The following is a 13,918-nucleotide window of genomic DNA, read 5'->3' as shown; positions in this document are numbered from 1 at the left end:
TTAGAATACAATATATGGGAAATATCCATAAAATTTGTAATTATAGTTATTCCAATTGGTAACCTTGCCCAGAGAGTTTGAATAGCTGATTGTATCACTGACAATCCAAGTATCACCAATTAACACCTGAGACCATAAATGACCGTAAGTGCTACCGCTATTGAATGTACATTTTCCATGCACATATCTTGCAGGAAGACCTGCTGCCCTATATAAAGCAATGGACAAATGAGCCTGGTCAACACAATTTGCTGATTTGAAATGCAGAGTTTCTACTGCACCATAAAGAGTATCATAATAGTAATCATAGGCTATCGCATCCCTAACATAGTTAAATATTGCTCGAGCCTTATCTAAATCATTAGTCAAACCGGCAGTTAATTGTCTTGCAAGTGAAACAATTTCCGGATGTGAAACCTGACAGTTTTGAGAGTCAATAAGATATGGGGTTAAATCAGAAATCGTATTTTTAGTATTCAGCACAGCTTCTGATACAAAAATATATGTTTGACCACCCTCATTTCTAGAAGGACAATAATAATTAATCAGATAATCTCCTTTAGACAAACCACCTACACTAATGGTAGCTTTACCTTCAGCATCAGTAGCTGCTCTTTTAGATATGCCTGCATAATTGAATTCGATCACTTCATTTACAATTGGATTTTCATAAGCGTCCAGCGCAGTTACTGAATAATCTCGGGTATAACCCGGATAGATCGTTATATCATACGCCATGAAAATAACTCCATCAACCAGAACATGATTGAATTTGCCATCAGCCTCATAAATATTACTATTAATTGATGTAGTGATTTCATAATTACCTATAGGTAAATTAATATTTAATTTAGCAACACCAGAAGCATTTGTAGTTCTGGTATATGGCACACCATGAATATTGAAAGTAACATCAATGTCTTTTAAAGGATTATTCTTGGCATCAGTTAACGTTGCAGTGAATGGTTTACGGTCACTATAAAGAAACTTCAAATCATTAGTGGATAAATAAGCAGGGATTTTTGAAACTACAATAGTATTAGATCCCTCATCATAATCTTCAGCACCCCTATCAGAATAAGAATACGAAATTTTGTAAGTGCCCGGATATAAGTTAATATTCAAACCGGCGACACCATTTTCATTTGTAGTACGTTTATATGACATACCATTAATATTGAATGTGACAGTTTCATTAGCCATCGGGACTAAATCCAAATCGGTTAAAGTAACATTGAACTTTGAACCGTCTTTATAATACATTTTTAAATCATTTCCAGTTAATAAAGTAGTTGAATTAGCCACAATTATAGTACTGGATGATTTATATGGATAATAATTTATGTCTCCTTTAAACTCATATTCAATAGAGTACTTGCCTTTGGAAGGATTTGAAATATGTAATGTCGCCACACCATTTTCATCAGTGCCCACAATTGTAGAAACACCATTGAATTTGAAATAAACAGGTACAAAAGGAATTGTCTTATTATTTAAACCGGCCAATACAACCTTATACTCACTATCAAAGCCTGGAATAATATGAGCATCATTGGCTTTAATAGTGGAATTGCATTTTGAAATCTTAATTTTGTTAGCAACTGACAAACCTCTGTAATCAGTTGAAGTTATAATATATTCACCAACATTAAGATTAATATTTAAACGGGCATTACCCTCATTGTCAGTTACACGAGTATATAATACACCATTAACATTAAATACAACATCGCTTTTAGCCAATGGATTTCCTGCACCATCAATAACATTGGCAGTGAATTTATGGCCATCCCTATAATACATGTTTAGCTCATCAGCTGTAATCGTAGGCAATACCTTGATATGGTTTGCAAACATGTCATCGTTAATGGAATTAACTGCAGTTAATATATAATCACCAGGATTTAGATTAATGTTAAGCTTTGCAGCACCGTTTTCATTTGTTTTCCTTTGATAGAACACCCCATTAATATTGAAAGTGATTGGAGCACCGATTAAAGGGTTTCCATGACCATCAAAAAAAGTGGCATAATACTGAGTATCGTTTTTATAATACTTCACAATGTCTTTTCCGGCAATTGTAGACAATACTTTTACGGTATTTTCAGTAAATGAAGAAGCATATTTTTCATTGCCTGCATAAAAAGAAGAAATATTATAAATTCCTGAGTTCAAGTTAATTGCAATGGATGCAACGCCATCGTTGTTTGTAGTTCTGGTGTAGTTAACATTATTGATTGTAAAAATAATTTTTTGATTCGCTAATAAAGAACCTTCATCATCAGATAAAACAGCTTTAAATGAAGTTCCGTTCTTATAATATAATTCGACATCATTTGCTGATAAAACACTTTGCTTTAAATTAGAATCGTTAATTTCACTGGGAGAACTTATTGCTATGGAGCCATCATTAACTTCTAAATCCTGTGAAGAAAAAAGAGCATTATCTTCACTTGCATTGTTTAAATCCAGTGCTGAAACGGAACCTATAATAAGGAAAAATATCAAAACAATAGAAAAAACCATTGCATATTTTTTATTAGAAATTTTCTCCGCCCCCAGTTCACTGCCAGTTTTATAAATGCTTAAAAATTTAAGCAACACTTCTTATTAAAAAGTAAAAAAAAGAAGAGATAAAAATCTCTTAAATTTAATCCATATCTTCGAATCTTTCTTCGAGTTTGGTCATTACACCAGGAAGGGAAGTATATTCCATTTCTTCAGCAGGTAATCTGTGAGGTTCGAATGGACCGTGTCTTCTGATGTAAGTTGCGATTTTAGCAGCTTGTTCACGAGTAGGGTCAAATGCAGGATCATCAAATAAGTCTACAGGACCTACTAATTCACCATTAGCTACTTGGAAACCTAAACCGACAACTCTAGGTGGTCCGTCAAATCTGATTGGGTTTGCTTCTGCTTCTGAAACAGGCATCATTGGACCATTGTGGGATCCTCTCATCCAACCACTTACCATGTGTGGGAATGCAAATGGATCTACACATTCACCGTTAGCAGGGAATCCAGATTGTGCTCTTACAACTGCTACTGGGTCGTCTTTACCAACGTATTCACCAGCCATTAAGTTTAATCTTTCAGTACTTATTGCAGCTGCGATTTCACCGTTTTTCTTCCATACTCTTTTAATTACGTATCTTCCGGTTGAACCGATTAATGCGAGTAAGTCGTACATTTCTTCAGGACAGTCTAAGATAACTTTTCTGTGTTCGATTACATCGAATACTTCAAATTTGAATCCATCGTGTAAACTTGGGTCAATTACAAGACCTGCAGTGTTGAATGGATCTGCAAACATTCTAAAGATTGGTAAGTTGAATGCACCAGGTTCGGTTTTGTCACAACAGAATACTAAAACAGGGTCAGATGGTCTTTCTTCAAATTCCATTTCTGCTACACCAGGGCCCATACCTTTGATGTTACCGGAGAAAGTATCAGATAATAAGTCTTGACCTGCACCGTATAATTTTAATTCACGAGCTCTTGCAGTAGCTTTCATGAATGCATCATAAGCGGTTTTGTGTACTTCTTCGTTTTCTTCACCTTTGTTGTGAGTCATGATTAAATCAATGTCATCTCCACAACGGGAAACATAATAGTCGTTTAAAATACCAGTTTCTAAAGCTTCGTTTAAAACTTCGTCACAGATATCCATTAATTCTGGGTGTGCAACACAGTGACCAGAAACACTTCCGATATCAGCTTTAATTACACTAACAGTAGTTTTCATTTTAAATACCTCAATATCATTAAGTTATATAAACTTAAAAAATTAATTTAGTATGATATTATTTTTGACTTGATAAGTATATAATAATTATGATTTATCAAACAACATTATCCGCCAAAACTGATTTTTAAGTGCTGAATCAAGTAAATTGTAACATGAAGCTTTGATTAATGAAAGCATATACACTTCAGTAGAAATCATTAATACCACATTTATTATCTCGAATTAGATTCCAAACATTTTTAATTAAATTTTAATTCTTATGAATAGAAATTAAAACTTAAAAAGACATCATTCTCCAAATAAATATAGTTTAACACCAATATTAACATGTTATCAATTTATTGATTTTAAAAAACACCATTGTGTTTAATGCAATTTTTTCACATGACAAAATTAGGATTCATATATTATTAATAGAATGATTATTTATATAATATTATACGATATAACGAATGATTATTTATATATGAATATACAATATAAAAAATAATGGTGATAAAATGGACCAAGAAGACAAAAATACATTAAATGCATTCATACAAAATCAAATCAATAACATACCGATAACATTAAATGATGAATTATCATATAAGAACAAGCCATTTAATCATAGAACTGATTTTCACATTATGAAAGAACATGTAGACGATTTTTTAAATGGAGATAATATAAATCGTTATTTTGTTTTGCCCGGGTTAAGAGGAGTGGGGAAAACAACACTACTCTATCAAACATATGAATACCTTTTAAAAGAAAAAGAGATTCCTCCAAATCACATTCTATATTTTTCATGTGAAACCTTAATCAAAGTAACAAAATGCGATATATTTGAAACTATAAATCATTTCCTAAAAGAATTTCATCAAAGTAATCTAAGGACATTAAACAGAGAAATTTTCCTACTGATAGATGAAACTCATTTTGATAAAAACTGGTCATTGACTGGAAAAATAATATGTGATGAAAGCAAAAAAATATTCATGATTTTTACAGGATCTTCAGCAATATCATTAGAATATCATTCTGATGCTGCAAGAAGAATGCTAAGATATCAAATATCTCCACTAAGTTACTCCCAGCATTTAAATTTAAAATTTGAATATAATGCAGGTAATATCGAGCAGGCACTATCCAATTTAATTTTTAATGGAGAAATAGATGAAGCTAAAAAATTAGAACATCAAATCGGCATGGACTTACTCAATATTATAGGGTATGAATCTACAGATTGGGACAATTACTTTAAATATGGAGGTTTTCCTGCAGTAATGAATGATGATAATTATAGGATTAGTCTGAAAAAACTATTATATTCAATAGATAGTGTCATTGAAAAAGATTTAAAAACCTTGCATAATATTAATCAGAATAGTGAAAATTATGCTTATCGTATGTTAAAATTTCTAGCACAAAAGGTTCCTGGAGAAATTTCTCAAAATACATTAGCAAATCTAATAAAATCTTCACCAAGCACTGTTAATACAATTCTGGAACTGCTAGAAAAAACCCATCTGATATTTCACTATGAACCATACTCCAGTCCCAATGCTAGAGTAAAAAAATCATGGCAATATTATTTTGCGACACCTAGTTTAAGACATGCCATTAACAAAAACTGGGGATTTTCACCCATGAATCAGAACGAATATGAGGGAATTTTATTGAAAAATTTAATAGCATCCATTTTATTCAACTTAAAACATAATGAAAATCATTTTGATTTTGATGTATTTTTTGATTCAAAAAAAGGAGGAGTTGATTTTTTAGTAAAAAAAGGATTTGAGAATCCGATACCAATTGAAGTGGGTCATGGTGATAAAAGCAAAAGACAAGTAATAAATGCAATAAATAGATATGATTCTGATTATGGAATTATAATTTCTAACACGACATCAAATATAGAAAAAAAGGATAACATTATATACGTCCCTTATAAAACATTTTCATTGATGTAAGAAAGAATAAGAAAAAAAATAAAAATTTGCCTAAAGTTTAGGGTATTGCATGTTTTAGGCCGTTAATTTCACAATTTAAAACCAGTTCCAACATATTGAACAACATCTCTTCCGGTATCATCAACAACATCAACATTGATAATGGAAGAACTGCGGCCATTTTTCTTGCATATTGCTTTTGCTATTAATTTCTCTCCTTTCGGAGCGCTCAAATAATTAATGCTGACTTGCTGAGCAACAGTCGGTGAATGAATTTGATTAGATAATGCAGCAAATGCAAAATCGGCTAAGGTAAACATTACTCCACCCATAACGCCGCCAACAGCATTTCTATGATTATCCTCAATTTTTAAGCTGCATTGACAATATTCATCGTTCAGTTCATCCAGATAAATTCCCGTGCCCATTGCAAATTTATCATTTTTAAAAAATTCTCTTGCTTCTTCAATTGAATTGAAAGTACCCATAATAACACCTTTTTAAGAATTAATATCTAAATTTTGATAAATAAATATTGCCATTAATTAAAATATTTATATAAAAAATTAAAAATCTATTAATATGAATGTGAAAAATTACGTTAATGACTATTCAAAATGTGGACTTATTTTCCTTGCATTCGTTGCAATATTTGTTTTTGCAATGTTTACACCAGAAAATTTCGCAAATTATCAAACTGAAGTAATTTTTATCACATTAGTAAGCGTTATTGGGCTTGTTTTAATATATGTTTTTTATAAACGTGAAATGGAACTGCATAAAGTTGCATTGGTAATGATTCTGATTTTTGGACTGTTAATGGTATTTATGACCCCACCTTTGAGTTTTATAGATGAATCAGCCCACTTTTCTCGCGCAGAATTAATAACAGAAGGATCATTTTATCCAGAAATTACAGATAATGGAATTTACATTGAAGATTATTTCTTTAATCTCAGGTCATCGTTCAATGGAGTTACAATACTGAGTGAAGGAAATAATTACAATACTCCGATAACAGACCATAAAGACTATTGGGACTGGACAACATCAAGTCCGTTTTATTCATACCTGTTTTCGGCATTAGGCATATTAATAGCCAAATTACTGCACTTAACTGCAATTTGGGCATTATATTTATCAAGAATTGCCAATTTGATATTTTACGGCGTTGTAGCCTACTTTATGATTAAAATTATTCCCAAGTTTAAATTGCCTCTGCTTGTTTTTTCAACAATGCCCATATGTATAGCACAGGTATCTTCCCCAAGCTATGACGCATTTATCCTGACTTTTACATTGATTATTTTAACATACTTCATTAAAATGTATCTGGGAGAAGTTGATAAGAAAAATCTAGCCATATTCTTCATATCAGTGCTCTTAATCAGTTTAATTAAACAGCCTTACATAATCCTTAGCTTACTCGTTCTTGTTATCCCATTTGAAGATAAACAACTGAAAAAATATAGCTTAATTACAATAATAGTCCTATTTATATTGACTGCACTATCTGTAAGCTCTTTATTTACGTCATTATTTACAACAACCGCTGTTCAGACACATAACACGACAACAGTATCAAACATATCCTTTGTTGGCCAAAGCAGATACATACTATCAAATCCTCCAATAATATTAACGCTAATTAAAGACATGATAGTTTCAATACCGGATTTATTCTTACTGAAAGCCAATTTCTTCCATTATACAGGATATAAAGGAATTAAATTAATTAATGTATTATACATACTGTTCTTTTTAGGATTTTCACTATTCTATAAACTGGATATTGAATTAGAAAAAAAAGAACGAGGAATATTGGCATTGATATTCCTAATTGTTTATGTTGGTATATATGCAATATTTTATCTGACCTGGAGTCCTGTCGGATCAACAAGCATTTTAGGTGTTCAATTAAGATATTTCCTACCGATAATTGCATTGCTGCCTTTAATATTCAGTGCAAAATATAAAAAAATAGAAGGTAAAGAAATTTATATCTTTACATTTATAATAATCTGTTTAACAGGCTTATTTTTACTGCCTATTACTCATTTCTATTAAAAAAGTTATTTAATTGTTTTAAAAGCTTTTTCAATAGCTTCTTTCTGATTCATTGATTCACAGGCATCTTTAAGTCTTTCCAAATCCCCTTTAGTTTCGGGATATCTTGGAACTGCACTGCATCCGCCATCATCGATTTTGGATATTTCAAATGTTCCTATCTCTTCTGCGATTCTGGTGATTTCAATTTTATCCAATCCGATTAACGGAGATAAAACTGGCATATTAACGTTATATCTGGTCACCAGAATATTGTCTAAAGTCTGTGATGCAACCTGACCTACACTGCTTCCGTCAACAATAGCCAGTGCCCCCATTTCATTTGCAAGCTTTTCTGCCAGCTGATACATTCCTGATTTACACAATACACATGTCATCTTTTCTGGTGCATCTTCTTTTGCTTTTTGGAGGTATTCACCGTATTTTACAACACGTTTTTTAATTGGAACACCCGCAGCATATTTCTGAAGCTGATCAACTATTTTATTATAGTTTTCAAGTGCCAATTCAGTAGTGAAGGGTTCATTATCACAATAAAGTGCAATCACCTCACAGCCCCTTTTCATCATCAGATAAGCAGCAACAGGAGAATCTATTCCACTAGATACAAGACAAACCACTTTTCCCTGAGTTCCCAATGGCAAACCCCCAGGACCAGGAATCTTTTCATGATAAATAAAAGTATCATCACCGCGAACTTCAACAAATATAGTCAATTCAGGATTAGTCAAATCTACCGGAGCAAGAACTCTTTTTCTGACAACCCCACCACAGAATGCTGCCATTTCCTGTGAAGTGAAATCATGAGTACCAACACGTCTGCACTTGATTGCAAATTTGGTATTCTCATCAATCATGCCTTCACTGGCAAGATTTTCAACATACTCACCCAATGTTTTATCGATGTCTTCATGATTACTGTATGTTGAAATGGCTGGAGAATAGGATACAATACCGAAAACCCTGTTTAAGTCATTTAAAGCTTCATCAAAGTTTTTTGGGAAAATATATATTCTTCCCTGGTTTCTGTCAACGTCACAGTCAATAGCGGCCTTAATGTTTTTGACTAATTTCTTTTCAAAACGGGACCTTACTTTTGTGCTTTTTAATCCGACTTCACCATATCTTGCTACGATTAAATCATATTTCATTTAATCACCCTTTAAATTAAATCAACAGCTGTTTTAATAGCATCTTCCATTTTATCAGCGTTTTTACCAGCACCCTGTGCCAATGTGAGACGGCCTCCACCACCACCACCTAAAACTCCAGCTGCAGTCTTGATGATATCATTGATTTTAACATCACTGTCAATAGCTTTTTGGGATGCTGCACCGACGATTTTACCGTCATTATTTCCCATTATAACAACATCAGCCTTTCCGTTATCAGTGAAGTCAGTAGCTATTTTTTGAAGCTCCTTAATGTCACTGTCCATCAGTTCATGGACAACTTTAAGGCCTTTGATTTCAACATAATCATCAGCTAGAGAATTCATTTTAAGTGAAGCGATTTCAGATTTTAACTTGTCGATTTGGTTTTTCTGAGCTTTCCACTCGGAGAAGAATCTGTCACATGTTTTAGGTAACTGATCGTTTTCAACTTTGAAAATTGAAGAACTTTCCCTTAAAAGTTCACCGTCATGCTGCATTGAGTCAATTGCTGCAAGTCCTGCTGAAAAGTCTATTCTTTCAACACCGTCCTGAACTCTTTCGGTTTTGTTGATTTTGATTGGACCGACAACACCGGTTCTAGGAACATGAGTACCTGCACATGCCTGTACATCAACTCCCGGGATTTTGACTACACGAATCATTTTACCCGGAACGATACCTCCCTGATAAAGTACGAATCCATATAATTCCTGCGCTTCATCTCTTGTGTGGAATTTAATGTCCAAATCAATATTATCCATTACATATTCATTAGCCAATTTTTCAATTTCGTTTAACTCTTCCTGTGTGATACGTTTATAATGAGATAAGTCAATACGTGCTCTTGTAAGTGCATTTTGAGAACCTGCCTGCCAGATGTGCTGACCCAAAACTTTTCTTGCAGCCGCTATTACCAGGTGAGTTCCTGTATGGTGGCGTGCAAGAGTTATTCTTCTCTGCCAGTCAATTTTACCAATGGCATTTTTACCGACAACTTCATCTGAGATGTCTCCATCTACATAATGCAATACCACATTGTTAATTTTTTCAGCATGAGGTATTTTAAAGACATTTCCATCAATGGAAACTTTACCAATGTCAGAAGGTTGACCTCCTCCTTCAGGGTAAAATGTTGTTTTATCAAAGATTAAACATTGCTTGCCATCCTTTTCAACCAATCCTAAAACTTCAGCTTCAAATTCTTCTTGGTAGAAATCTTTATAGAACAGTAAATCTGTTTCAGGATAATCTAATTTGAATGTATCTTTTTTAGCAGTTGTATCTTTTTCATGGGCTCCTGCAACCTGCGTAAAGAAATTATCAGGAACATTAACAGTAAAATCATCTCCTGCCATTTCAACAACTGTTTCCGGAGGAATTCCATGAGCGTCGTATAAATCTATTAACATGTCCAAAGGCATTTCATTTTTGCCTTCTTTTTTAAGTCTTTTAATGGATCTTCTAACAATGCTTTTACCTTTTTTGACTGTTGCAGCATATCTTTCCTCTTCCAAGGTAATGATATTCATGATATGCTCTTCTGAGTCACGAATTTCAGGATAGAATTTAGACAGGAAATCCAATTGTATTGCCATTACATCAGCAAGTGATTCCTTCATGTTTAAATCTTTCATGAATCTGATGGTTCTTCTTAAGACCAATCTGGCCAAGTAACCTTCTTTCACGTTGGATGGAATGATGCCGTCAGCAATCATGAATGCCAAACATCTGGTGTGGTCTGCAATAATGTAAATCGCTTCCATAGGTTCAGCAGCCTTTAAGTATTCTTCTAAAGAAAGATTTAAGCTGTCTGCTACCTGCTGTCTTAGTTCTTTTAAGTCACCGATATCTTCAATATCCATCATTCCGGCAATTTGGGCGTTTCTTCCCTGAATGTCCTCATTAATCTCAACACCAGTTAATTCCTTAAGTTTATCTACAACAGGTGCAAAACAGGCATCATAAGCTGTTGGAGTACCCTGTGAAATCCATGCGATTCTTTCAAGACCGTAACCTGTATCGACAACTTTAATTGGGATTTCTTTTTTATCACCGTTTTCCAGGGTTTCATATTGGATAAATACCAATGTTGCAAGCTCCACTCCTCTGCAGCATACCTCATAACAAGGACCTTCGTTACCTCCGCCGCTCCACCAGGATTTGATGAAAGTAATTTCTTCAGTGTTGATTCCGATATGGGCAAAGAACTCATGACAAAGCCTGATGGTTTCATCTTCCCAATAAATGAAGTCATCTTCCTTGTTGATAACTGTGTGTGTACCCATTGTAAAACAGGTCATGTGACGACCGGTTCTTCCTACATTATCAACATCGTTGAGCCTGATTGAAGGCTGAGCCATTTCTATAGGATTTGCAGGAGGCTTGACAAGACCTGATGTTATCCAAGGCTGGAAACAGAATATGGATGCTCCAACCAAAAATACGTCATCCCTCCACCTTTTAGCAAGAACAGGATATCTGTGGACATGGGTGTGCCCTTCACTTTCTAAAAATTCTCTAAAAACTTTTTGGATTTCATATAAATTGTATGGCTTATCAGTTGCAGGATTTGCAATAAACTCATACTCATCACACGGAGCGTCCCCACAAGTGTCTCTGTCAACCTGGGAGTAAAACTCCTGTCCGCAAGTTTTACATGTTTGTTTTTTATAACCAAGTTCATCAAAAATTTCTACCATAATAATCATTTTTAAAGATTTATTAGTAAAATATATGTTTTTTATATGTTAAATAATTTTAAAAAATAGTGGGTTTTTTAGAAATTTTGAATTGAGATACTTAATTATACAAATAAAAAGATTAATCCAAATATGATGAAAAATCATTAAAAGAAAAAATTGTTAAAAAAATTATAAAAAAACAGAAATTCAACTAAAAAAAGTTATATCAACTAAATTTTTAAAAAAAAAAGAAAATAAGGTGATAGATTTAAAAAATCTATCCGAATAAAGCACCTAAACCAGCTGCTGCTTCTTCTTCAGATGCTTCTTCTTCCTCTTCTTCCTCTTCTTCTTCCTCTTCAGCTGCTTCAGCTGCTGCTGGAGCTGCTGCTGCAGGTGCTGCTGCTGCCATAGCGGTAGTTTCCATAGCTTCGTCGATGTCAACATCTTCTAAAGCTGCGATTAAAGCTTTAATTCTAGCATCATCAGCATCGATTCCTGCTGCTTCAATAATACTTTTAACATTTTCTTCGTTAATATCTTTTTCTGCACTGTGCAAAATCATTGCCGCATATATATATTCCATGTTATCACCATTAGTTTGTTTAAATAATATGTTTATACAAATTAAAAAATTTTAAATTTAATTTTATCCAAAGAGAGCTCCTAAACCAGCTGCTGCTGTTTCTTCGGATGCTTCTTCCTCTTCTTCCTCTTCTTCTACTTCCTCTTCTTCTGCAACTTCTTCTTCAGCTGGAGCTGCTGCTACAGCAACGTTTGAAAGTTTTTCAGCTAATTCATCATCGATTGCACCAGCTTTATCAGCAACTGCTGAAGCAATAGCTAACATTTTAGCTTGAGCTAATCCGATAATTGGTTCTGAAGTTTCAGAAGTTAATATTGCTGCATCTACACCAACATTAATTGCTCTAGTGTAAGCGAGAGTAATAATTGTGGAAATAGTTTCATCAGTAGGTATAGCTGCATTAACAGATAAATTAAATGCTTGAGCGAATGCGCTTTGAACATCTGCTAATGTTTGTTCTTCGTCGATTGCGAGTACATCAGTAGTATAAACTGCTTCATCCTCATATACTGCTTTTAAATCAATTCCTACTTCCATTGGATTGATATCCATTCTGGATAAAGTAGCTGCTACACTTTTAGATACTTCTTCGCCTGCTTCGACAACAACAGTATCTTTTTGTACAACGATTTTACCTTTATCGATTTTTGCAGGAATTCCAACTTGTTGTAATTCACCTAAAAATGGACCTGGTTCAAAACCGGTGTCCCCAGCAGGTACAACAATATCATCAGGAGCAATAGTTCCTGGTTTAGCAGGAGCTTGGGTTTTGCTGTCTTCTAATATTTTGTACAATTTGAATGGGTTCATTTCAGTAGCAATAATTGCAACTTGACCATCCATATGTCCAGATAAATCAACAATGTTGTTTTTACTAGCATTACAATCTTCGAGAGCTAAATCAATAAGGTTTTTCTTAGACATTCTAATAACAGCTTTACCTTTGAGATTTTTTCTCATTTCTTGGAGCTGTTTTGCTGGAATGTTTAATAAGTCGACAATACCAACAACATCATATTTGTCTATGATACCTTTGAGCTCTAAAACTTCTTCTTTTTTCCATTCAGCAACATGAGCCATTAGATCACCCTCACACTTGGACCCATAGTTGTTTTAATAAACATGGATTTTATTTGACTTCTTCCTTTTTCTAAATTGCGGTCTAAGACTGTAAGAACAGTTTCCACATTTTCAGCTATATCTTCCTCGGACATGTCTTGGCTTCCAACAACAATTTGGATGATCGGTTGTTGTTTGACACCAACTTTGACAGTACTTTGTAATCTTTCTAAAAGAGGAGCTAGTTTGATACTTGCTGGCACTGGTTTTGGCATTTTGTTACGAGGACCAAGAATTGGACCTAAGAACCTACCAACGAGTGGCATCATATCAGCTTGAGCTATAAAGAAATCAACAGTGTTTGCAGCTTTTTTAGCAGCTTTTCTGTCTTTTCCTAACTCTTCTAAATCGTTTTTATTGATTACAAGATCGAGGCCTGCATCTTTAGCTTGAACAATGAGTTCCCCATCAGCTATGACTCCGATTTTTACATCTTTGCCACGGCCGTTAGGAAGAGTAACTTCCTCATTAAACCTATTTTCTGGCCTTTTGACATCTAAGTCACGGATATTAATAATAATATCTACGGACTCAGTGAAGTTTCTCGGCTTAGATTGTTCTTTAGCCTCCTTCACCGCATTAACTATATCTTGTGTCATATTCGTCCCCCATGAACATTTTCTGTTCAC

At 33.9% G+C, this 13,918-nt stretch carries 10 protein-coding genes; 2 read left to right on the top strand and 8 right to left on the bottom strand.

What is annotated here, in order from left to right; all coding sequences use genetic code 11:
• The gene (locus ACKI44_RS09960; RefSeq protein ID WP_407423950.1) at positions 1-2,604 is read right to left on the bottom strand and encodes a transglutaminase domain-containing protein; all 2,604 of its coding nucleotides are present in this window, start codon (positions 2,602-2,604) and stop codon (positions 1-3) included.
• A 46-nt stretch (positions 2,605-2,650) separates the two neighbouring features.
• On the bottom strand, positions 2,651-3,745 hold the full coding sequence (fbp, locus tag ACKI44_RS09955) for a fructose-1,6-bisphosphate aldolase/phosphatase (RefSeq protein WP_303735754.1): 1,095 nt from the start codon (positions 3,743-3,745) through the stop codon (positions 2,651-2,653).
• 503 nt (positions 3,746-4,248) lie between these two features.
• Here fbp and ACKI44_RS09950 point away from each other — a divergent pair.
• A complete protein-coding gene (locus ACKI44_RS09950; protein WP_407423947.1) occupies positions 4,249-5,703 on the top strand; it encodes an ATP-binding protein in 1,455 nt (484 codons plus the stop codon).
• Positions 5,704-5,771: 68 nt separating this feature from the next.
• On the opposite strand, the gene ACKI44_RS09945 is transcribed toward ACKI44_RS09950, so the two are convergent.
• The gene (locus tag ACKI44_RS09945) at positions 5,772-6,170 is read right to left on the bottom strand and encodes a PaaI family thioesterase (protein WP_407423945.1); all 399 of its coding nucleotides are present in this window, start codon (positions 6,168-6,170) and stop codon (positions 5,772-5,774) included.
• Positions 6,171-6,264: 94 nt separating this feature from the next.
• On the opposite strand from ACKI44_RS09945, the gene ACKI44_RS09940 reads away from it, so the two are divergent.
• Positions 6,265-7,749 carry a DUF2142 domain-containing protein gene (locus ACKI44_RS09940; protein ID WP_407423943.1) on the top strand — a complete coding sequence of 495 codons (1,485 nt, stop codon included), beginning with the start codon at positions 6,265-6,267 and terminating at the stop codon, positions 7,747-7,749.
• Between the two features lie 5 nt (positions 7,750-7,754).
• Here ACKI44_RS09940 and thiI read toward each other — a convergent pair whose 3' ends face one another.
• From thiI to ACKI44_RS09915, 5 genes are all read right to left on the bottom strand, one after another.
• Positions 7,755-8,900: a tRNA uracil 4-sulfurtransferase ThiI gene (gene thiI, locus ACKI44_RS09935; protein WP_407423941.1), complete on the bottom strand. Its 1,146-nt coding sequence runs from the start codon at positions 8,898-8,900 to the stop codon at positions 7,755-7,757.
• 11 nt (positions 8,901-8,911) lie between these two features.
• Positions 8,912-11,611, bottom strand: a complete 2,700-nt coding sequence (gene alaS, locus ACKI44_RS09930) for an alanine--tRNA ligase (RefSeq protein WP_407423939.1) — start codon at positions 11,609-11,611, stop codon at positions 8,912-8,914.
• A 250-nt stretch (positions 11,612-11,861) separates the two neighbouring features.
• Positions 11,862-12,170 carry a 50S ribosomal protein P1 gene (rpl12p, locus tag ACKI44_RS09925; protein WP_303735762.1) on the bottom strand — a complete coding sequence of 103 codons (309 nt, stop codon included), beginning with the start codon at positions 12,168-12,170 and terminating at the stop codon, positions 11,862-11,864.
• A gap of 63 nt (positions 12,171-12,233) precedes the next feature.
• A complete protein-coding gene (locus ACKI44_RS09920) occupies positions 12,234-13,250 on the bottom strand; it encodes a 50S ribosomal protein L10 (RefSeq protein WP_303735763.1) in 1,017 nt (338 codons plus the stop codon).
• Complete coding sequence (locus ACKI44_RS09915) at positions 13,250-13,888, bottom strand: 50S ribosomal protein L1 (RefSeq protein ID WP_303735764.1); 639 nt, start codon at positions 13,886-13,888, stop codon at positions 13,250-13,252. The genes ACKI44_RS09920 and ACKI44_RS09915 overlap by 1 nt, the downstream gene beginning before the upstream one ends.
• Between the last annotated feature and the right edge of the window lie 30 nt (positions 13,889-13,918).

The sequence above is a fragment of the Methanobrevibacter sp. genome (genome assembly GCF_045646205.1).
Lineage (GTDB): Archaea > Methanobacteriota > Methanobacteria > Methanobacteriales > Methanobacteriaceae > Methanocatella.
Note: the sequence above shows the minus strand (reverse complement) of the source record. Positions and strands in the feature narration are given on the sequence as shown.